Raw genomic sequence first — 20,213 nt, 5'->3', positions numbered from 1 at the left:
CACATGGCGGGCCCAAGTAGCCGCAGAATTTGTTCCTGTCGATGCGGAATTCAGGTGAATTCCGGTGTTGATCAGCACACTCAGGCACGGTTTCCGGCCGGTGTTGTCGCTCCGTCAGAGGTATGGTGATCGGCATTCCGGGGATTAATCTTCTCGGCGGCCCAGGAGCACCCGCTCCGCCGAACGGCGGATGCTTCGCGGGGCCGAACGCACGAATGAAACGGTGAATACAGCGCCATGGTCGGAGCGAGTGTGCCGATGGTCGACTTGTCGATGTACACCCATGCCGGTGGTCAACTCGACCGGCTGTGCCGCGCGGTCGGATTCGATCCCGAAGAACGCCGTCACCTGGAACTTCTCCGGTTGTTGCTCGGCGAGTCCGGGGAATTGACCGTCGGCGCTCCGGCGCAGTTCCCGTGCAATGTGGCGGACGACACTACGCCCGTCGAATTCTCGGTCGCATTCGACGCCAATGGCGAATGTGTGGTACGGGTTCTCGGCGAGACCGTCGGGGCCCCGGACCCGCGCTCGTTCCTCGCTCAGGTGGCCGGCGAGTACGGCCTGGTCACCGACCGGCTCGACGCGGTGTCCGACCTCTTCCTCCCGCACGAGGAGCGCCGCGGGCCGTTCACGCTGTGGTACTCGCTGATCTTCCGCAACGGCTCCGCGCCGAAGATCAAGGTGTACCTGAACCCGCAGATCAGCGGGCCGACCATGGCGGATTCCCTGGTCAGCGAGGGGTTCCGGCGGCTGAACCTCGGCGAGGCGTTCGACCCGGTGGTCGAGCACGCGCTGCGCCGCGGCGAGCGCGACAACTTCACCTTCTTCGCGCTCGACCTCGACGACGACCCGCTGTCCCGGGTCAAGGTGTACGTCTCGCACGACGCCGCCGAGGCCGAGGACGCGGTGCGCGCGGCCGAGCTGGTGCCGGGCACGGACCCGATGCTGATCCGGGAATTCCTCGCCGTGCTCGGCGGAGGAAAAGGTCCCTTCGAAGGTCGCCCGCTGGTATCCAGTTATTCCTTTGTCGAAGGCATGGGCGGGACTCCGGGAAACTACAGTCTTTATCTTCCTATTCGGAGTTACGTCCCGGACGACGAGGTGGCGCGCGCCCGTGTGCACGCCATTCTCGCGCAGTACGACTTCGACCCGACAAAACTGGACAAAGCGCTGGCAGCGGTTTCGAAGCGACCGCTGCGCGACGGTGTCGGACTGATCGCGCACGTGTCGCTGAGAATGGGCGAGTTCGGTTCCGGAATCACGGTGTACCTGTCCTCCGAAGCGTATGCGGTAGCGCCGCCGAGAAAACGGCCGGTGCTCGGCCGGATGACCTGACGCGGTAGTTTTCGGCTGTCACCCACAACTGGAGGAAACACCCGATGCGGACCTTCCCGCCGTACCGCTCCCAAGTCGTCGCCGAAATCCCGGTCACCACTCGCGCCGAACGGGAGCAGGCGCTCGCCGCGGCGGGCTACAACGCCTTCAACCTGCCCGCGAACAAGGTCAGCATCGACCTGCTCACCGACTCCGGCACCGGCGCGGTCTCGACCGCGCAGGAGGCCGCCGCGGCCGCCGCGGACCGCTCCTACGCCGGGTCGGACTCGTTCTACCGCTTCCGCGACGCACTGCGCGAACTCACCGGATATCCGCATCTCCTGCCGGTGCACCAGGGCCGCGCGGCTGAGCGCGTGCTGTTCTCGAGCGTGCTGGAGAGCGGCCGGATCTCGGTCAGCAACACGCATTTCGACACCACCCGCGCGAACGTCGAACTGCTCGGTGCCGAGGCGATCGACCTGCCCTGCGCGGAGTTCGGCGACCTCGACAGCCTCGAACCGTTCAAGGGCAACATCGACCTCGACGCCCTCGAACGCCTGCTGAGCGGCCCGGACGGCGCTCGCGTCGGCCAGGTGCTGCTCACCATCACCAACAACGGCGGCGGCGGACAGCCGGTCTCGATGGCCAACCTGGCCGCGGCCGCGAAGCTCGCGCGGGCGCACGGTGTGCCGGTTTTCCTTGACGCCGCACGGTTCGCGGAGAACGCATGGCTGGTCATCCAGCGCGAGGCGGGTTACGCGGACAAGACGCCGCGCGAGGTCGCCCGAGAAGCGTTCGGCCTGGTCGACGGCTGTGTCGCGAGCCTGAAGAAGGACGGCATCGCGCCGATGGGCGCGTTCATCGGCCTGACCGACCCGGAACTCGCCCAGCGCTGCGAGACCAACCTGATCGCGACCGAAGGCTTCCGCACCTACGGCGGGCTCGCGGCGCACGACCTCGACCGCGTCGCCAAGGGCCTGCAGGAAGTCGTCGATCCGCACTACCTCGCCGCGCGCGCGGGCGAGGCGGCCCGGCTCGCGAGGCAGGCCAACGAGGCCGGGGTGGACATCGTGCAGCCGCCGGGCATCCACGCGCTCTACCTCAACGCGGGCCGCCTGCTGCCGCATCTGACCGCGTCGCGGTTCCCGGGGCATTCGCTGGCCTGCGAGCTGTACCTGGCGGGCGGAATCCGTTGTGTGGAACTGGGTTCGCTCTACCTCGGCACGCTCGACGAGCAGAACGAGCTGATCACCCCGGCCCCGTTCGAACTGGTCCGGATGGCGCTGCCGCGGCGCGTGTACACCCAGGGCCACTACGACTACGTAGCGGAAATCCTCGGCGACATCGCGAAAAACCCCGAGCAGGTGCCCGGCTACCGGATCGTCGAAGCGCCGAAGATCCTGCGGCACTTCAATCTCCGGATGGCCCCGGTCCACTGAGGACAGCGGAAAGCGAACGAGGGGGCTCCCCGCGCTGAACTGGGCCCCGGAAGTTGGACTGGTTATGTAGAGGTTAGGCGGCGAGGGTCTGGGCTCGGTATTCGGCTGGGCTGAGGTCGCCGAGGGTGGTGGAGATGCGGGTGGTGTTGTACCAGTCGATGTAGTCGTGCAGTGCCGTGGTGAACGTGTCGACGGTGTCGAACGTGTTGTGGTGGAAGAGTTCTTCTTTGAGGTGGCCGAAGAAGTTCTCGGCGACGGCGTTGTCCAGGCAGGTGGCGCGGCGGGACATCGACTGGGTCAGGCCGGCGTCGGCGAGCAGGGTGCGCCAGGAGGCGTGCTGGTATTGGAAGCCCTGGTCGGAGTGCACCAGCGGGCGGGCTCCGGCGGGCAGGGTCGCGATCGCGGCGCGCAGCGAGGAGTTCGTCAGCTCCAGCGTCGGGGACGGGCCGCAGGCGTAGGCGACCACGGACCGGTCGAACAGGTCGATCACGGGCGAGAGGTAGAGCTTGCGGTCGCGGATGCGGAACTCGGTCACGTCGGTGACCCATGTGGTGTCCGGGGCGTCGGCGTTGAACTGGCGGTTGAGCAGGTTCGGCGCGGTCGTGCCGGGCCGCCCGGGCCAGGACCGGCACCGGCGCGGCCGCCGGACCTGGCAGGCCAGGCCGAGGGCGTTCATCAGCGTGCGCACGGTTTTCTTCGCCACCCGCCAGCCGTCGCGGGCCAGGACCGCGTGGATCCGCCGGTGCCCGTAGCGGCCGCGGGCGGCCTCGAACGCCTCGGCGATCGCGGCCTTGAGCCCGGCGTGCGGGTCGGGCCGGTCCAGGCGGGCCTGGTGGTAGAAGAACGTCGACCGGGCCAGGCCCGCGACCGCCAGCAGCACCGGCAGCGGATAGTCGGCCTTGAGGGCGGCGACGGCCTGGGTTTTCACCCTCGCCCCTGCTCCCTCAAGGCCCGCAATTTTTTTAGGTAGGCGTTCTCCGCCGACAGCCGCAGGTTCTCCGCCCGCAACCGCTCCAGCTCGCCGGGACCCGGCGAGTCCGCGACACCGGGCGGACGGCCTTTCGGCTTGGGCCGCAACGCGTCCTCGCCCTCGCGCCGATACGCCCGCGCCCAGTTCTCCACGAGTTTGGGCGAGGACAGGCCGTGCTCGCGCGCCAGCTCGGCCGCGGTCGCCTCGCCGCCGACATACCGGCGCACGACCTCCAGCTTGAACTCGAACCCGAACGACCGCCTGCCTGGCTTGTTCATCAGCGCTCCCGCGCTCCGCAGCCTCCAACGATCACGCAAGCGTCGCACGGCACCCGCCGACACCCCCAACCGGGACGCCACGGCCTTCGCGCCATACCCGTCCTCGAACAACGCAACAGCGGACGCCCGCTGCCACTCAGACAACGAACTGCGTGGATGCAACGAACCACTCCCCGGACAGCCGGAACTGGATTCCCAGTCCAACTCCCGGGGCGCAGTTCACGCCGGGAACCCCCTCGCTGGGCCGGAACCCCAGGTCAGGCGGGCTGCGGAACCACCGTCATCGCGTGCTTCACCAGCCGGATGAGCGCGATCTTGCTCGAATCCCGCTGTCGCGCGTCGCACATGACGATCGGCACGCCGTCGGGCACCACGAGCGCCTCGCGGATCTCGTCGGGGGTGTAGCGCGGCGCGTTGTCGAAGCAGTTCACCGCCACGACGAACGGGATCTTCCGCCGCTCGAAGAAATCGACCGCCGCGAAGCTGGTCTCCAGCCGGCGAGTGTCGACCAGCACGACGGTGCCGATCGCACCGCGCGCCAGGTCGTCCCACATGAACCAGAACCGTTCCTGGCCCGGGGTGCCGAACAGGTACAGCACGTGCCGCGGCGAGATGGTGATCCGGCCGAAGTCGAGCGCGACCGTGGTGGTCTTCTTGTGCTCCACACCGGAAAGGTCGTCGACGCCGGTGCTCGCCTCGGTGAGCACCTCCTCGGTGGACAGCGGCGGGATTTCGCTGACCGAGGCGACCATGGTGGTCTTCCCGGCGCCGAACCCGCCGGCGACGATGATCTTGACCGGGGTCGGCACCGACGCCGCGGCGTCTTCAGAGCTTGATGAGGCCATCGAGAACCGCCTGGAGAGTTTCGTGGTCCGGCGCCTGGGCCGGCTGACGGGACGGGGCGCGGGTGATGACGAGGCCGCGGTCGATCAGGTCGCCGCACAGCACGCGGACGACGCCGAGCGGCAGCTTCACGTACACCGCGATCTCGGCCACCGACAAGGGTCTGCGGCACATCTGTGTGATCGCGAGGTGCTCCGGGCCGAGCCCGACCGGGTCCGATCCCTGCTGGAGGGTCATCACCTGGGTGGAGAGGTCGAGCTGGTGGTCGGACGGGGTCCGTCCGCTGGTGATCGTGTACGGCCGTACCAGCGGTCCGGCGGCCTCGTCGTACCAGCCGTCGTCGCTCATGTCGCCTCCCGCAGCAGGTTCGCGGCCTCGCGCGGCGCCGACGCCAGGTAGTCGCCGACGCGCTTGACCAGTCGGTTCATCTCGTACGCGATCATTTCGACGTCGATGTCCGCGCCGGCGAGCACCGCGAGGCACGCGCCCTGCCCGGCGGCCGACACGAAGAGGTACCCGCGCTCCATCTCGATCATGTTCTGCAGCACCGGCCCGCGGTTGAACTGCCTGCTCACCCCTTTGGCGAGGCTCTGCAGGCTCGACGCGATGGCCGAGAGCTGGTCCGAGTCGTCCTTGCTCATCCCGGACGACTTGCCGAGCAGCAGGCCGTCGGCGGACAGCACGATGGCGTTCTGCGCGCCGACGACGCGGTTGACCACGTCGTCGAGCAGCCAGTTGAGATCAGGGGTGGAATTCCCGTACTCGTTCATGCGGACAGACCCTGACTTTCGGTGTGGTGAGGTGTTCGGTCGTTATGAGTCATTTTGCCCGCCTCGCGCCCGGCGGGTGCCCTTGTGGAAGGCCATCAGCGTCCGCGCGGTGGTCTCGCCCGCATTGGTGACGTCGATGTCCTCGGCGGTGGGGTCGTCCTGGAGCTGGGCGACGAGGTTCTGCTGCGGCTGCCGGCGCGGGAGCCGGGGCCGGTCGTCTCCCCGCAGCCCGCTGAGGTCAGGCTCAGCGGCAGCGGGGACGCGCGGCGCGGCCGGGACGTCCGGGATCTGGCCCGCGGACGGCGGATACGGCTCCGGGGTCCGCGGATTCGGCGTCGGAAGCGGACGGGCCGGGTACGGCCGCGGCGTCGGCTGCGGCGCTTCCTGAGCGGGTTGCTGTGCGGCGCTTTCCTGCGCCGGCGCGCCGACCTGGGCGAGCGCCGGGGTTTCGTCCGCCGGTTCGGGCGCGTTCGCGTCGGCCAGGTGGTTCGACGGGATCAGCACGGTCGCCCGGGTGCCGCCGTAGCGCGACGGGTCGAAGGTGACCGTGATGCCCAGCCGGGAAGCCAGCCGCGCGACCACGAACAGGCCGAGGCTGGAGTCCGCGCGCAGCGCCATCGCGTCGAATTCGGGCGCGTCGGCCATCATCGCGTTAGCCCACTCGCGCACGCCTTCCTTCATGCCCAGCCCCTGGTCGGACACGTCGACCACGACGCCGCGCGCGACCATCCGGCTGGTCACCTCGACCTGCGAACCGGGCGGGGAGAACGACGTCGCGTTGTCGACCAGCTCGGCCACGAGGTGAATGGTGTCCGCGACCGCGCTGCCGACGATCGCCACGTCCGGCACCTGCTCGACCTGCACCCGCGAGTACTGCTCGGTTTCCGACACGGCCGCGCGCAGCACCTCCATCAGCGAAACCGGTTTGCGCCAGCGCCGTCCGGGCTGCTTGCCGCCGAGGATGATCAGGTTCTCGGTGGTCCGCCGGGCCCGCGCGGCGAGGTGGTCCAGCTGGAACAGCGACGCCAGCTGAGTCGAGTTCTCTTCGCGGCTTTCCATTTCGTCCAAGATCTGCAGCTGCCGGTGCACCAGCACCTGGTTGCGGTGGGCGATGCCGAGGAACACGTTGTGCACACCGCTTCGCGCCTTCGCCTCGCTCGCCGCCGCGTTGACCGCGGTGAGCTGCGCGGTGTTGAACGCTTCGGCCACCTGGCCGATCTCGTCCCGGCCGTGGTCCAGCTTCGGCAGCTCGGCCTCGATGTCCACCGGGTCGCCGCTCTTGAGCCTGCGGACGATGTTCGGCAGCCGGTTGCGCGCCAGGTCGAGCGAGTCGTTCCGCAGCCGCTCGAGGCGCGTCATCAGGGTCCGGTCGACGAGCGACCGCGACACCCGCACCGCGACGATGATCGCGGCCAGCGAGGCGAGCAGGGCCACGATGCTGCCGATGATGGCGTTGCGCAGCTGCGCGTTCCCGGAGTCGATCGCGGCGGCGGAGACCTGGTCGGCCTGTTCGATGGTGAGCTGGTTCAGACCTTGGGCCACCTGCGCGGTCAGCGCGTGCCAATCGCCCGCCGAGACCGGCACGCTGTTCTGGTCGCTGCTGGTCCACGGACCGTGCTTGATCAGCGAGTCCTCGGCGGCGTTGAGCCGTTTCCAGGCGTCGCTCGTCGAGAGCTGCTGGTAGTGCTGGCGCACCGCCGGCTCGAGGAACGGCGAGATCTGCGCCAGCTGCGTGCGGTAGTAGCCGACCAGCTGGGAGAACTGGACGAAGTCGTCCGGCGCGAAGGTGCCGCTGGAGAACGCGGCCGACACCAGCGACGTCTCGCGCGACATCAGGTCGCCTGCCCGGAAAAGCGAGGTCGCCGAGATCGCGCCCTGCACCGCGGTCGCGTCGGGGACGATGCGCGCCTGCGTGTCGAACAGCGTGGCCGCGGAGTCGAGGACGCCGTTGTAGTAGGCGTTGACCTGTGCGCGGTTGATGCTGCGGAAGTTGACCTGCGAGCGGAGCACCGGCAGCTGGTCGAGCTGCGCCTTCAGCGCGGTGACCTTGCTGGCGATCTCGTCCGGAGCGCTGGAAATGGTGGCCGCGAAGGCTTCCTGCAGGCCCTTCAGCTTGCCGTCGCTGTCCTGCTCCTGTTGCTGCAGCTGCTGCGGACCGGAGCTGGGGCTGTCGAGGTACTGCAGGGCGAGCTGCCGTTCCTGCTGCAGCGACGACAGCGCGGTGAGCGCGGGGATCGAAACGTCACGCACTGAGCCCGCGACGAGCCGCACGTACAAGCCGTTGATGAAGAAGGCCGTCGCCAGCACCGCCCACAGCACGAGCAGAGTGATGCTGGGGATCAGGACCGTCCGGGTCAGCCTCTTCCGGATCGACTTGTCGTACGCCTTGCCGGGATCGTCCTTGTTCTCCACGATGATTCACGAACTCCTGGGTCACCCTCGGCGAGAGTGCGGACACGGCCGGGGAAGCGGACACGCCAGTGGGGTGCGAGTGGTCCTCGTCACGGAAATCTCGGATACACCCTTCGTAGGCCCACCGAACGGAACAGCCCCGGTTTCTATCACGAACGGGGGCCTTGTGGTTCCGCTGAACGAGGCGCTGCGGCCCGCCGCGGCGGCGGTTACCGACCGTAGCGGCGAGGTTCCCCGGCATTTGCCGAGGCACGGGCCCCGGCTGCGGATGCCGGACCCATGGGCTGGGCTGAATGAGTGATTCAAAAAGTGTCCGGACACTCAGTCATGGTTCCGCGTGGCGAAACTGTCGGCTAATGGACATGTCGACACTGACGTCCACAGTGGACTCATGGCTGACCCGCGGCGTCGGGCCGAGGAACGGGAGCAGTTCGGTGCCGTCCTGAAGCGCGGAAAGAGTGCGCAGGACTCCGGCGCCGCCGGTGGCGACGTCGGCGGACAGTCGTAGCAGGTGACTGCCCGGGAAGGCAAGGCCGCCGCGAAACGGGACTGCATACCAGGAAAGCCGCGTCAGGTGCCGGTCGATCGCGTCCTGGGCGCGCCGGTCCGGCGCGCTGCTGAACGCGAGTCCGGCGGCGAGCCCGCTGCGGCCGTTCAACAGGCCGGGATGGAGCGCGAACTCTCCTCGGCACGCGACGCGCAGTGCGGGCAGGCTGCGCGCGGCCTTCGCGTCGAAGCGGTACCGCGCCAGCTGTTCGGTGACGATCAGGATTCCGGCGCTGCCGATTCCCGCGCCTCGCTGCGAACCTCGGTCGCCGTCGCGGACCGCCAGCGAGCCGTCCGGTGCCGGGACGCATTCCTCCAGATCCCGTTCGAGCGCCTGGTCGGCGAACGACAGCCAGGCCGGTTCGCCGGTGCGCTCGTAGAGCCGCAGGAACAGCAGCGCCGGGCCGGACCAGCCGTGCAAGAGCCCGGCGCGCGCCGAAGCGCCCGGCGGTTCCGCGGTGTCGAGCGCCTCGGCGAGCCGGATGCCGATGTTCAGCGCCTGCCTGCCGAACTCGTTGTCGGCGCGGGTCGCGGCGAAGTGCAGCCGGGTCAGGCCGACGCCGGCCAGCCCGCTCGCGAGATCGTGGCCGACGGTCTGGTCCACCAGCGCGCGCGAGGCGGCGAGGAGGTCGCCCGCGGCCTTCCGGTAGCCGAATTCCTCCAGCACGTAGGCGATTCCGTGGCTGCCGTCGTAGAAACCCGCGCGACTGGGCTGGTGCCCGTCGATCGCGTCGAGCAGCCACTGCTCGTGCTCGGGGAAGCGGCCGACGCCCGCGACGTGCAGCGAGTGCAGCACGCCTGCCGCGCCGGTGCCGAAGGTCGCGCCGCCGACGCGGAACTGCTCGATGTCGCCGGGGAACAGGCGATCCTGGCGATCCGGGGTCGCGCAGGCGAGCAGGGCTTCGGCGATCTGCTTGCGCACCAGCGTCCAATCGGGACGGGGTTCGTCGAGTTCGGTATGGGCGGGCTCGGTAGGGGGCGCGATGCGGTCGGCGTAGCCGGCGGGCAGCGAGAACCGCCGTTCGGTGAGCTCGGCGGCCCACCGGAGGCGTTCGGGCACCAGGCGATAGAGCGGGGCCAGCGGGAGGAAGAGGCGCAGTCGCAGGGCGGTCTCGTCGCGGTCGAAGCCGATCAGCGACACCGTGCCGGAGCTGTCGACCAGGATGTCGCGCGGGTTTTCGAGGACGACGCCGCGTTCGGCCGCTTCCGCGACGATGCGGTCGACCTGCGCGAGAACGGACAGCGCCTGTCCGCGGTAGGCGGCCAGGTCGGCTTCGGGACAGTCTCGGCGGGTGAGCGGGTAGTGCCGGGCGAGCCAGACGTCCAACGGCAGGCCGGGCCGGTGCTCCCGCACGAGGTAATGCCGCTGTCCGGAGAGGTACGCGTGGGTTTTCGGGATGCCGGGGATTCCGGCGAGCCGTGCGAAGAGGTCGTTTTTGCGCTCCAGCCGCGCGACCGCGTCGACGCCGTTGCCGTCCAGTCCGGTGAACGGCCAGGCCTCCTCGACGACCACCCGCTCGCCGCCGCGTTCGGCCAGGTAGACAGCGGTGCCGTGGGCTTGGCTGAGTACCTCGGCGACCGGATGCGGCGGGATCGGTGCGTCGGTGTACTCCGCGACGCAGTCGGGGATCCGGACCCAGTCCGGCACGGAGAAGTCCGGTCCTCGCGGCGCGGGTTCGAGCGCGCTGCTCGGCCTGCGCAGTGCGGGCACGCGGGCGCCGCCGTGTTCGGTCCACAGTTCGGCGAACCCGCCGTAATGCACGTGAATCGGGCATTTTCCGCAGCGGAGCGCGCCGTCGATATCCGGGCCGGGTTCGCCGGCGAGGAGTTCGGAAAGATCATCGAGGATCCGCTCGAGCGCGTTATTGTCGGGCGGATAAATAGTGGCGAGCGCACCGGTTCCGCCAGTCGTCGGATATTCGGCATTGCGGTCGAGGAAAATCGACCGGGAACGCAGATGCCGGTGATGCAGCCGCCGGGTCCGGCAGTACTCGCGGATGCGGTCCAGTACTCGGTCGACATTGCCTGGGGCGGCGGAAACCTCTACTGCCCAGCCTTGTTCCGGCAAGGCGGTGCCGGACGGGCGGAGGAAGCGCCAGTGCGGAGTCTCTTCTACTGTCCATTGTGGACTATAGGGTGGGGCGGCCAGGTCGTCGGCGGACATTTCCCGTCGGCGGTCGAAGAACCACGGATCGGCGAGGCAGAATGCCTCGTGCCGGACGTTCATAAAAGTGGATCCTTCCGCGTGTTCGCTTCTCCGGTGCTCCGGCGACGGAAACCATTCCCGCACAGCTTCGCCGCCGCGCCAATCCGCCATTTCAGCGTTCGGCGGACCCGGGCGGGGCGAGGATAAATCCGGCGTTGGCGAACCGAGGGTGATTCCCCGTCGCCCGGTCGAGCGGGATTTCCGTGGCGTTCGGGAATTGACGGAATGCCAGCGACCCGTTCCGGTGAAAGTGGCCCCGGCCACGCCGTCCGACCCTCGCCCGTCCGGGTCGGTGGGCGAAGCGGGTACTTTGACCCCGGCGGGCAGAAGGAGGAACGGGTGATCGTCGGGTTCGCGATAGCGGTCGCTGGGTGCGCGCTGCTCGTCGCACTGTGGAGTTTCGTCCAGGCGGCGCGCAAGAAGCTCCCGGACACCCCGCTGCTCGTCGCGCTCGGCGTGATCGAGGTGCTGCTGGTCGCCCAGCTCGTGATCGGGATCGTGCTGCTCGCGACCGGCCACCATCCGGGCAGCCTCGCGACCTACCTCGCCTACCTGATCGGCTGCCTCGTCGTGCTGCCGGTCGGCGCGGCGTGGGCGCTGGCCGAGCAGAGCCGGTCGAGCACGGTCGTGCTCGGCATCGCCTGCCTGGCCATTCCGGTGATGGTGCTGCGACTGAACGAGGTGTGGAGTGGAGCAAGCGCGTAAGACCGCCACCGGTCCCGGCCGGATCCTGGTCGCGGTGTACGCCATCTTCGCGCTCGCCGCGACGTCGCGGGCGGGCGTCCAGATCGGCACGAAATTCCACGAGGCGCCGCTGGCGTACGTCCTGTCGGCCTTCGCCGCTGTGATCTACATCCTGGCCACTATCGCACTCGCCCGCGGCGGCCGGACGTGGTGGCGGATCGCGCTCGCCGCGTGCACGGTCGAACTGCTGGGCGTGCTGACTGTCGGCACCTTCAGCATTTTCGACCGGCAGGCGTTCCCGGACGCCACGGTGTGGTCGGTCTACGGGGAGGGGTACCTCTTCATCCCGCTGGTGCTCCCGGTGATCGGCCTGTACTGGCTGCGCCGGACCCGGGCCGCCGGCTGAGGAACAGTACGCGGAACTGTCCGTAGCGGCGGTGGCGGCGGAAGAACAGGTGGTCCCCGGCTACTTTCGCCGGTTCTGGTCCGCGGGCGCGGCCTTGATGATCGAGGGCCCGTCCCCACCGGAACCGCGGCGACGAAGCCGCAGAAACGAGAGACCATGCGTTTGCGCACCTGTTTGCTTGCTCGCTACCGCGCTCGGCCTAGCCGGATTCGCCGGACAGGCCGCAGCTTCGAGCGGGCCGTCCTCGACGCCGGCGATCATCGGCGGCGGCTACGCGTCCAACGCCCCGTGGGCCGCGCGGCTGTTCGTGAACGGGCAGCAGAACTGCACGGCCACGATCATCGCTCCGCAGTACATCCTCACCGCGAAGCACTGCGTCGCCTCCAGCGGGACGTACACCTTCCGCATCGGCAGCCTCGACCAAAGCAGCGGTGGCACGATGGCCACCGGTGCCGCGATCACGCGCTATCCCGGTGCCGCTGACCTGGCGATCGTCCGGCTGTCCACCTCGGTGAACGCGACGTACTCGCCGCTCGGCACCTCGACCGACGTCCGCGCCGGGCAGACCGTGCAGGTGTACGGCTGGGGCGCGACGAGCCGGTGCGGTTCGGAGATCAACTGCCAGTCGCGGTACCTGAAAGTGGCCAACGTTCGGGTGACCACGCCGCAGTGCAGCGACTACGAGGGCGGCGTCGCGGTGTGTGCCACGTACGGCGACGGCATCACCGCGGGCGGCGACTCGGGCGGCCCGATGTTCGCGTCCGGACGGCAGGTGGGAGTCGCGTCGACCAGCGACCGGCAGAGCAGCACCGCCTACACCAACATCACGCGGTACCGGAGCTGGATCTCGCAGGTCGCCGGGGTCTGACCGGCTGGTCGGAAAGCGCCGACGTCTGATTTTGTCGGTGGTCCGGCCTAGTGTTGGGAGTGCGCACCGCTTCCGTTGCGCGGAGGAGGAGAACCATGCCCGACAAGCTGATCCCGGGGCCGGACCACCCGATCACCGTTGAGCCGAACCCCGCGCGCGTGGTGGTCAAGGCAGGCGAGAAGACCATCGCCGACACCACCCGCGCGCAGGTGCTGCGCGAGGCCAGTTACCCGCCGGTGCAGTACATCCCGCTGGAGGATGTCGACCTGGCGATGCTGTCGCCCACCGACCACCGCACGCACTGCCCGTACAAGGGCGACGCTTCGTACTACAGCCTCGCCGCGGTGCCGGACGGCGAGAACGCGGTGTGGGTTTACGAGGCCCCGTACGACGCGGTGGCCGCGATCAAGGGGCACGTCGCGTTCTATCCGGACCGGGTAGAGATCGAGGAGGTCGGCTGAGGTTTTCCCGCCCGTTGCCGGGTCAGCGGCCGACCTCGAGCCAGGAAGCCTCCCCGGCCTGCTGCAGCGCGTTCCACAGCAGGTTGAGCGGATGGCTGTCCGGGTACGAGGATCGTTCGCCGCGCCGGGCGAACACGCCGACGAGCAGTTCGAGTTTCGGCTCGATGTCGTCGACGAGCCCGATGGTGCGCAATCCGGAGGCGGCGTGCAGGCGGTTTTCGCCCGCGGCCTCGCCGAGCCGCTGGGTGACGAGCATGCATCCGCGGACCAGGCCCGAGCGGAGCAGTTCGAATCCGTATTGCGCGGAGTCGATCTCGGCGACGATGTCGAGCCGGTTGCGGTAGTCGGAGCCGAACCAGCCGCGCATGAAGTCGTTGATCACGCCGCCGCTGGGCACGACGAGCGGAAGCGTCGGCAATTGGCTGGTGGCCACGGACTCCCCGGGTTTCGGAGTGTCCATATTGGTCACGATGGCGAGTCCGCCGCGCCGCCATTCGAGCACGTCGACGGAGTCGAGCGCGCTGGTCGTGACGACGCTGCCGCACACCAGGTCGACGTCCTTGGCCAGCAGGCGGTCGATCAGGTCTTTGGTGCGCACGTGCACCACGTTGAGCTCGATGTCGCGGGCGCGGAACTGCTCGGCCACGAGATCGCCGGCGTGGGCAAGGCTGCCGAGGGTGTAGCGAGTCGCGCCGACGGTGAGCGTTCCGCCGAGTTCGCGACGGCATTCGTGAATGGTGTCCAGCCATTCGGTGAGCGTGCGGCGAGCTTGCTGCGCGACCGCGCGGCCGGTTTCGGTGAAAAGAACGTGGCGACCGCGTCCCTGGCGGTGCAATAATGGTTCGCCGCACAATTCCGAGAAATTGCGGTTGAGAGTGTCGAGTTGTTTTTGCACACTGGACTGGTCGCGGCCGAGCGTACGGGCCGCGGCGAGGGCGGTTCCGGTTTCCGCGACCGTGATCAGCGTGCGCAACTGGTCGAACGTCGTGTCGAGCAGAGCGGGCGAGGAGCGCAGGAGCCTGCTGAGCACGTTGAACGACGGCGACCGGAACGGGCTGGGTGCGGACATCTGGCAGGACTCGCCTTCTGCATTCTCTTCTCGGACGACGGAGAGCCTAACGCGGCCTTCCTGATCTCGGGGCCAGTTTAAAAAATCTGCAGATAATATCCTCGAACCAGTGGACGGCGCACGGCGTCGGCGGGAAACTCCGTGACGCTTGATTCGATTGCTGATCCAAGGAGTTCGACAGAAGTGAGTTCGTTCAGTTCCCCCGGCGCGCGCCGCTCGCGCACCCTGGCCATCGGCGGAGGGCTGGGATTGCTCGGTGCGCTCAGCGGGCTGCTGTGGGGTGCGACGGTGCTCGTGCGGGGCGAGGGTTTGGTTCGCCCCGCCGTTCAGGAGTACCTGCGGGCCGAAGGTCGAGAACTGGCCTCGAGCGGCCTGCTGACGGCCGACGACCTGACCCGAATCGCCATGCCGTCGTTCACCGCCCGCGCGGCGATCTGGTTGGTCCTCGGCCTGGTGACGCTGGTGTCGGCCATGATGGTGCTCGCCGCCCGCAACTGGGCCCGGGTGGTGCTGACGGTATTCGCGGTCTTCGGCATCGGTCTGGGCCTGCGCGATCTGATCGACCTCAACCCGGCGCTGCTGAACGCCTTCGACGCCATCGCAGTGCTGAGCCTGCTGGCGGTCCTCGTCGTGCAGTGGCTGCCTGGCGCTAACCGGGCCGTGCGGGCGCGGAAGGCCGCGGCGTTCGCGGTCTGATGCGGCGGAGGCGCGGTTTGCGGGCGGCACGTCTGAGGGGTCGTGCCGCTCGGGAAGCCGAGCTGCCGGAGGGTTGACGGTGTTGGGGCAGTGCTTGAGGGCGGCGGCAGCGTGGTGAGGGGAGCACTGCGCGGGCCGTTGCTGTAGAGGCGGCGTCTCGGAGATTGGGTGCTCGAGGCAGGTCCGTTTGAGGGGCGGATGCTGCGGAAAGCCAACTCTCCCGCGAGAACCGCTCAATGGGCGGCGCTTGCGGCGGGTCCGGTCAGGGAACCGTGTCAGAGGGGCGACGCTTGAGGGGACAAGCCGTCGGGGCAGCGCTTCGGGGGAGCGATGCTGGGAGGGGAGTGCCGGGTGAGGGGGAGTTCCGTCTCGCCGCTTGACGGGCGGCGAGGCGGGACCGGGCCATCGAGGCCTGCCTGCTGACCAGCACTCTGGTGGTCGTTGCGAGTTGATCCGGCCGATCGAGGGTCGTTGTGGCAGCGGTCCTTATGCCCCGAGAGTCGGCGGCGTCGGACGCATGCCGGTTTCCGGGTCGACGGCGGTGCCATCGTCGGCGAAGAGGTCTACGTCAAGAACGTACTTGCGTTCATGCTCTTCGTCTTCTTCTTTCTTGCCCCGTTGACCTCCGGGTGCCGCCGCACCGGACAGGCCTTTTCCGCCGGGCGTACCACGTTCCGCGGTGACTCGGGACGCCGCGCCTTCGCTCGCACCCGCGCCGGAACGTGGACCTGCCTCGCCGCCTAAACGGCCGGAACTGCCACCGGATTTGCCGGAGCCGGTGCCGGTGCCGGTGCGTCCGGAACCGCCTTCACTGCCGTAGCCGCTGCCGTAGCGTCCGGAGCCTCCGAGGCGTTCTGAGATACCGCCGAGACGTCCGTCGCCGAGGCCGCTGATTGGCGTGATGCCGAATTCGTTCCCAGGACCGGATGCCGCGGGTGTCCTCGTTCCACCGCGCCACGAGGTATCCACGTTCGACCCGGAAGCCGGCGGCGGGGTGTACGCGGACGTGCTGGTGTGGTCATTTCCCGTGTCAGGCACGGTGTTCGGGGTTGAATAGCTGTGCGGGGAAGCGCCGGTGGGCGCAGTTCCCGGATTGAAGGTCGAGCTAGTTCCGGCCGGTGAATGATAGCTAGTCCCACCCGGTGAATGATGCTGTGAGACGGGAGCAGCCGGTCCGGGCTGGGGTTTCGCCTCGGTGGAGGGGTGCTGCTGGATGGTCACGTCGCCGCCGTCGTACGTGCCGATTTTGCCGTAGTCGACCTCCAGCTGCTGCGTGTTGCCCTGGCTGTCCGAGGTGAATTTCTCGTACGTATCAAGGTTTTTCTGCTGCGCCGTGTCGTGCTCGATGAGCTTGGAGAGGACGTCCGCGTTCATCAACCCCATCGCGGGCGTCGGGCTGCCGGTGGGTGCGGGCGGGATCGACGTCAGCTGATTCCGCAGATTCTCATGCATGGCGATGCCGGTGGAGTGGGTGTTCTCGTTGGCCGCGAAGGCCTGATGCGCGTCGATCGCCGAGGCGCGAACCTTGCGCAGCCGTTCGGCGACGAGATCCGCGCCTTGGCCGGTCCACGAGGATTCGAGCTTCGTCAGCGTCCCGGACATGTCCTGGCTGATCGCTTCCAGCTCGCTGGCCACCTCGCGAGCGTAGGTCGCGCCCGTGTGCCAGCTGCTGGGATCCGAGGCCTGCACCTCCTTGACGATGTCCTCGATCGGCACCGTCAGTTCCTGGTGCTGGTCCAGGTATTGCTTGATCGGCTCCCAGAATTTCATGTCACCGGCCGGCTTTCTGCTTCAACGTGGTGATCACGTTGCCCGCGACGGAGACCGCGAGCGGGCACGGGTCGATCTTGTTGAGCTTGGTCTCCCCGGGCGCCGCTTCCACCATGAAGGAGAGCCGGTCGGTGACCCCGACGTTGACATCGCACGAGTTCGTGATGGGCCCGGGCTGGGTGCTGTAGGCGACGGCGGGGAAGCCTTGGATGGGCGGGAGCACGTCGAAGCGTTTCATCTGCGGCCGGACGTTGGCGTAGACGTTGCTGAGCCCGTCGTTGTCCTTGCCGAAGAAGGACAAGCCGATCCGGGCGTGGGTGTCCGGGCTGATCCAGTCGCAGCTGGGGACCGCGGAATTGTCCGGCTTCCCGGGCACCGCCGAGCCGAGCTGGAAAGTGAGCTGGTCCGGGGTGAGCGCTTGGCAGGGGCCGTCGGAGAACACGGTGTCGGGGAGCGGGTTCTCGACCTTCGGCGCTCCGCCGTAAGGCAGCGACTGGGCCGACGGCGCGGTGGCCGGTGCCGAGCTCGTCGCGGGGCCGTTGTCAGGTGCCGAGCAACCAGCGGCCAGTGCGGCGAGGGCGAGCACTCCGACGATCGTGCGCAGGTTCATCCGAAGTTTCCTCGAGAGCCGGTGCCGGGATGGGTTTTCTCGACGGCTGCCGCCTGGTCCTGGTCGCTCTGGCCGATCGCGGCCAGTGCTTTCCGGATCCGGTCGATCAGCTCGGTGACGTAATCCAGCTGCAAGTCGATGTGCCCGCCGCCATAGGAAAACGCCCCCAGTTTTCCGCGGCCGTCACCGACCATGGCGACGTGCATCGCCATCGTCGAAGGATCCTTCGACGGCGGCTTCATGCTGCACAGGGTGGAAACCTTGCGCTTCATCAGCCCCAACCTGTCCTGATAGCCGAGCAGCTCCTGGAGAACCTGCTTGGCCACGTCGATGTCCAGCGAAAACCCGTTCTTCGCGGGCGCGGGATCGGCAGGGTGCAAGATCGAGAACTCGACGTCCTCCCACACGCGAAGCCCTCCCCATGTTCGGTGTCATCAAATGCAGACAGCTAACAAAGTAGCTGATCACTCACTGCCTGTGTGACGTTCTCCGAAATGCGAAAGACGCCTAGACATTAATGCTCTAGACGCAATTTCTATAAAAATGCAAGAAGGCGCAGTTCAGAAGGACAGCGCCCGTTTCCACGCCTCGGCAGCGGACCGGCGCAGCCCGGCCAGCTCTACCGCCTTCGGGTCGAGCACGCACTGCAGTGCGATCCCGCGAAGCTGCCCGACGACGGCCACGGCGATCTGGTCCGGGTCGACATCGGCGCGGATGGTGCCCTCGGCGATGCCTGCGACGATCTCCTGCCGCAGGTCGTCGCGGAAGGCGTGGTCGCGTTCGCGGAAGATCGGGGCCAGGTCGGGCGCGGTCATCGATTCCGCCCACAGCACCAGGAAAGCCCGGCTCAGCACGTCCGGTTCGCTGAGCTGGGCGAGGTAGCCGTCGATCAGCCGCAGCAGCCGGTCGAGGCCGGGCGGCAGAGCGTCCAGGCCGGGGACGAAACCGGTCTGCGTGGTGCGGGCGAGGTGTTCCAGCAGCGCCTGTTTGCCGCCGAAGTGGTGGGTGACCAGGCCGCGGCTGTACCCGGCGCGCTCGCCGACACGCGCCAGGGTCACGGCGCGGACCCCTTCCTCGACGACCAGTTCGGCGGCGGCTTTGAGCAAAGCGGCCGATGCCTGGTCACGGCGTTCCTGCTGGGTGCGGCGGGCCGGGGTCATGGGCAGAAACCCTACAACTTACTTGTCGGCCGACAAGCAAGTGTGCGTAGAGTGGCAGCGACGAGAGGGAGGAAGTCCGATGACCGCAGTGTTCGTCCACGGCAATCCGGAAACCGCCGCGGTGTGGGAACGCCTGCTTGCCGAGCTGGGCGACCGGTCGACCGTGTGCCTGTCCCCGCCCGGGTTCGGTGCTCCGCTGCCGGACGGGTTCGGCGCGACGGCTGTCGAATACCGCGACTGGTTGATCGCCGAGCTGGAGAAGTTCCCCGAACCGGTCGACCTGGTCGGCCACGACTGGGGCGGCGCGCACGTGCTCAACGCCGTCATGGCTCGTCCGGAGCTGGTGCGCAGCTGGGCCAGCGACACAGCCGGCGCGTTCGACCCGGATTACGTGTGGCACGACCTCGCGCAGGGGTGGCAGAAACCGGGTGTCGGCGAGGAAGCCGTCGCGGCGATGTTCGGCGCGCCGGTGGAAAAGCGGGCGGAGCGCCTGGTGCTGGGCGGAATGCACGAGTCGGTGGCCGCCAAGGTCGCCGAGGGGATGAACGACGACATGGCGCGCGCGGTGCTCCCGCTGTACCGGTCCGCGGCGCAGCCGGCGATCGCGGAGTTCGGCCGGGATCTCGAACGCGCGGCGGAGCGTCCGGGGCTCGTCGTGCTGGCGACTGAGGACCACTTCGTCGGCACGGACGAGCAACGCCGCCGTTCGGCCGCGCGGGCCGGGGCGAAGGTCGCGGTGCTGGAGGGGCTCGGCCACTGGTGGATGACGCAGGACCCGGTCCAGGGCGCGCGCGTCCTCACGGAGTTCTGGGAAGCGTCCGAATAGGACAGTCAGGCCCGCACGACGAGATGGAACACCCGGCTGAGCCGTCGGTACGGATCTCGTCGCGCGGCCTCCAGCTCGACCTCCGCGATCTCGGCGATCCGGTTCTCGTCGGCGTCCAGGTCCATCCAGTCGGCGAACAGCCAAACCCCGTACCAGGCAAGCGGTTCGGCTCCCTGCCCGACAAGCAGCTGTGACAGCCCCGCGACCGTGTCCGCGCGCGTGTCCACGCCGAGGACGCCCAGCTCACCGTGGGCGTCGAAGGCCGCCAGTGCGTCGCTCCACCGTCCTTCCAACGCGGGGAGGACGGCCAGCGTCTCGGCGTTGAGCGCCATCACCGAGACGATCCCGCCCGGTGCCGCGCAAGCGCACAGAGCGTCGATCATCGGCACAGGATCGTCCACATACATCAGCACGCCGTGGCACAGCACCGCGTCGAATTTCTGACCAGCGACCGCCACGACGGCGTCCTCGCCTCGGCCGCGTACCAGTCGGACTCGCTCGCGGACCTCGGCCGTTTCCGAGGCGAGACCCTGCTCTGCCTTCGCCAGCATCGCGCCGGATGAGTCCAGCAGTACGACGTCGTAACCCATGCGGGCCAACGGAAACGACTGGTGCCCGGCCCCGCCGCCGACGTCGAGCACCGTGGCCGGCGGCGGAGGAAGGTGCGCCAGGAGCTGCTGATGCAGGACGTACGTGCGAACTCGACCCTTCACGGTCGCGTACGCGCCTTCCACGAACGGACTCGCCAGCGCGGCCCAGGCGTCGGTCTCCATGCCGTTCATAGTGCGCCTGGATGAGCTGTGACGCGCGTCACATAAGGTCCATGTCCAGAACTCGCCCGCGCCTCCGACCACTCCGCGAAAGTCCCCGAAACCACGAGGAGCA

The 20,213-nt window shown here is 68.5% G+C and carries 21 protein-coding genes and 1 pseudogene; 8 read left to right on the top strand and 14 right to left on the bottom strand.

The features are described 5' to 3' along the window. The first annotated feature begins 237 nt into the window (after positions 1-237). Together ATK30_RS17105 and ATK30_RS17100 are read left to right on the top strand one after the other, a co-directional pair. The gene (locus ATK30_RS17105) at positions 238-1,335 is read left to right on the top strand and encodes a tryptophan dimethylallyltransferase family protein (protein WP_244194637.1); all 1,098 of its coding nucleotides are present in this window, start codon (positions 238-240) and stop codon (positions 1,333-1,335) included. A gap of 44 nt (positions 1,336-1,379) precedes the next feature. After that, entirely contained in the window at positions 1,380-2,753 is a 1,374-nt protein-coding gene (locus ATK30_RS17100) for a tryptophanase (protein WP_101436421.1), read from the top strand. Between the two features lie 73 nt (positions 2,754-2,826). On the opposite strand, the gene ATK30_RS17095 is transcribed toward ATK30_RS17100, so the two are convergent. From ATK30_RS17095 to ATK30_RS17070, 8 genes and pseudogenes are all read right to left on the bottom strand, one after another. Continuing rightward, the gene (locus ATK30_RS17095; protein WP_244194528.1) at positions 2,827-3,681 is read right to left on the bottom strand and encodes an IS3 family transposase; all 855 of its coding nucleotides are present in this window, start codon (positions 3,679-3,681) and stop codon (positions 2,827-2,829) included. Next, positions 3,678-4,001, bottom strand: coding sequence for a helix-turn-helix domain-containing protein (locus ATK30_RS46200; protein WP_101438641.1), 324 nt, complete (start codon positions 3,999-4,001; stop codon positions 3,678-3,680). The genes ATK30_RS17095 and ATK30_RS46200 overlap by 4 nt, the downstream gene beginning before the upstream one ends. Positions 4,002-4,034: 33 nt before the next feature. Further along, positions 4,035-4,145, bottom strand: a pseudogene (locus ATK30_RS47715) (helix-turn-helix domain-containing protein); the annotation flags it as partial. 113 nt (positions 4,146-4,258) lie between these two features. After that, a complete protein-coding gene (locus tag ATK30_RS17090; protein WP_101436420.1) occupies positions 4,259-4,846 on the bottom strand; it encodes a GTP-binding protein in 588 nt (195 codons plus the stop codon). Next, positions 4,827-5,192: a DUF742 domain-containing protein gene (locus ATK30_RS17085; RefSeq protein ID WP_101436419.1), complete on the bottom strand. Its 366-nt coding sequence runs from the start codon at positions 5,190-5,192 to the stop codon at positions 4,827-4,829. The genes ATK30_RS17090 and ATK30_RS17085 overlap by 20 nt, the downstream gene beginning before the upstream one ends. Further along, positions 5,189-5,614 (bottom strand): roadblock/LC7 domain-containing protein, encoded by a 426-nt coding sequence (locus tag ATK30_RS17080; RefSeq protein WP_009071597.1) that lies wholly within the window; start codon positions 5,612-5,614, stop codon positions 5,189-5,191. Before ATK30_RS17080 ends, ATK30_RS17085 begins: the two co-directional genes overlap by 4 nt. A gap of 42 nt (positions 5,615-5,656) precedes the next feature. Beyond that, entirely contained in the window at positions 5,657-8,026 is a 2,370-nt protein-coding gene (locus ATK30_RS17075; protein WP_101436418.1) for a sensor histidine kinase, read from the bottom strand. A gap of 325 nt (positions 8,027-8,351) precedes the next feature. Then, a complete protein-coding gene (locus tag ATK30_RS17070) occupies positions 8,352-10,799 on the bottom strand; it encodes a class III lanthionine synthetase LanKC N-terminal domain-containing protein (RefSeq protein ID WP_244194636.1) in 2,448 nt (815 codons plus the stop codon). A gap of 318 nt (positions 10,800-11,117) precedes the next feature. Between ATK30_RS17070 and ATK30_RS17065 the strand changes: the two genes are divergently transcribed. The 4 genes from ATK30_RS17065 to ATK30_RS17050 all read left to right on the top strand — a co-directional run bounded on the left by ATK30_RS17065 (position 11,118) and on the right by ATK30_RS17050 (position 13,197). Next, positions 11,118-11,483: a hypothetical protein gene (locus tag ATK30_RS17065; RefSeq protein ID WP_101436417.1), complete on the top strand. Its 366-nt coding sequence runs from the start codon at positions 11,118-11,120 to the stop codon at positions 11,481-11,483. Positions 11,484-11,505: 22 nt separating this feature from the next. Further along, the gene (locus ATK30_RS17060; protein ID WP_101440887.1) at positions 11,506-11,868 is read left to right on the top strand and encodes a hypothetical protein; all 363 of its coding nucleotides are present in this window, start codon (positions 11,506-11,508) and stop codon (positions 11,866-11,868) included. A 178-nt stretch (positions 11,869-12,046) separates the two neighbouring features. After that, the gene (locus tag ATK30_RS17055) at positions 12,047-12,736 is read left to right on the top strand and encodes a S1 family peptidase (protein WP_244194635.1); all 690 of its coding nucleotides are present in this window, start codon (positions 12,047-12,049) and stop codon (positions 12,734-12,736) included. Positions 12,737-12,831: 95 nt separating this feature from the next. Continuing rightward, the gene (locus ATK30_RS17050; protein ID WP_009071609.1) at positions 12,832-13,197 is read left to right on the top strand and encodes a DUF427 domain-containing protein; all 366 of its coding nucleotides are present in this window, start codon (positions 12,832-12,834) and stop codon (positions 13,195-13,197) included. A 22-nt stretch (positions 13,198-13,219) separates the two neighbouring features. Here the strand turns inward: ATK30_RS17050 and ATK30_RS17045 are convergent, their stop codons facing one another. Then, entirely contained in the window at positions 13,220-14,266 is a 1,047-nt protein-coding gene (locus ATK30_RS17045; protein WP_101436416.1) for a LysR family transcriptional regulator, read from the bottom strand. Between the two features lie 183 nt (positions 14,267-14,449). On the opposite strand from ATK30_RS17045, the gene ATK30_RS17040 reads away from it, so the two are divergent. Further along, positions 14,450-14,962, top strand: a complete 513-nt coding sequence (locus tag ATK30_RS17040; RefSeq protein WP_208637363.1) for a hypothetical protein — start codon at positions 14,450-14,452, stop codon at positions 14,960-14,962. 486 nt (positions 14,963-15,448) lie between these two features. Here the strand turns inward: ATK30_RS17040 and ATK30_RS17035 are convergent, their stop codons facing one another. The 4 genes from ATK30_RS17035 to ATK30_RS17020 all read right to left on the bottom strand — a co-directional run bounded on the left by ATK30_RS17035 (position 15,449) and on the right by ATK30_RS17020 (position 18,502). Further along, positions 15,449-16,732 (bottom strand): hypothetical protein, encoded by a 1,284-nt coding sequence (locus tag ATK30_RS17035; RefSeq protein ID WP_101436414.1) that lies wholly within the window; start codon positions 16,730-16,732, stop codon positions 15,449-15,451. Position 16,733: 1 nt separating this feature from the next. Beyond that, positions 16,734-17,342, bottom strand: a complete 609-nt coding sequence (locus ATK30_RS17030; protein ID WP_101436413.1) for a DUF3558 domain-containing protein — start codon at positions 17,340-17,342, stop codon at positions 16,734-16,736. Beyond that, entirely contained in the window at positions 17,339-17,749 is a 411-nt protein-coding gene (locus tag ATK30_RS17025) for a hypothetical protein (protein WP_101436412.1), read from the bottom strand. The genes ATK30_RS17030 and ATK30_RS17025 overlap by 4 nt, the downstream gene beginning before the upstream one ends. Positions 17,750-17,902: 153 nt before the next feature. Continuing rightward, on the bottom strand, positions 17,903-18,502 hold the full coding sequence (locus ATK30_RS17020; protein WP_101436411.1) for a TetR/AcrR family transcriptional regulator: 600 nt from the start codon (positions 18,500-18,502) through the stop codon (positions 17,903-17,905). A gap of 79 nt (positions 18,503-18,581) precedes the next feature. Here ATK30_RS17020 and ATK30_RS17015 point away from each other — a divergent pair, with 79 nt between their 5' ends. Next, positions 18,582-19,328 carry an alpha/beta fold hydrolase gene (locus ATK30_RS17015; RefSeq protein ID WP_101436410.1) on the top strand — a complete coding sequence of 249 codons (747 nt, stop codon included), beginning with the start codon at positions 18,582-18,584 and terminating at the stop codon, positions 19,326-19,328. Positions 19,329-19,333: 5 nt separating this feature from the next. Here the strand turns inward: ATK30_RS17015 and ATK30_RS17010 are convergent, their stop codons facing one another. After that, positions 19,334-20,101 carry a methyltransferase gene (locus ATK30_RS17010; protein WP_101436409.1) on the bottom strand — a complete coding sequence of 256 codons (768 nt, stop codon included), beginning with the start codon at positions 20,099-20,101 and terminating at the stop codon, positions 19,334-19,336. Positions 20,102-20,213 lie beyond the last annotated feature (112 nt).

Source organism: Amycolatopsis echigonensis, from assembly GCF_002846615.1.
GTDB classification, from domain to species: domain Bacteria; phylum Actinomycetota; class Actinomycetes; order Mycobacteriales; family Pseudonocardiaceae; genus Amycolatopsis; species Amycolatopsis echigonensis.
The sequence above is the reverse complement of the archived record's forward strand: the minus strand, read 5'-3'. Positions and strand labels throughout refer to the sequence as shown.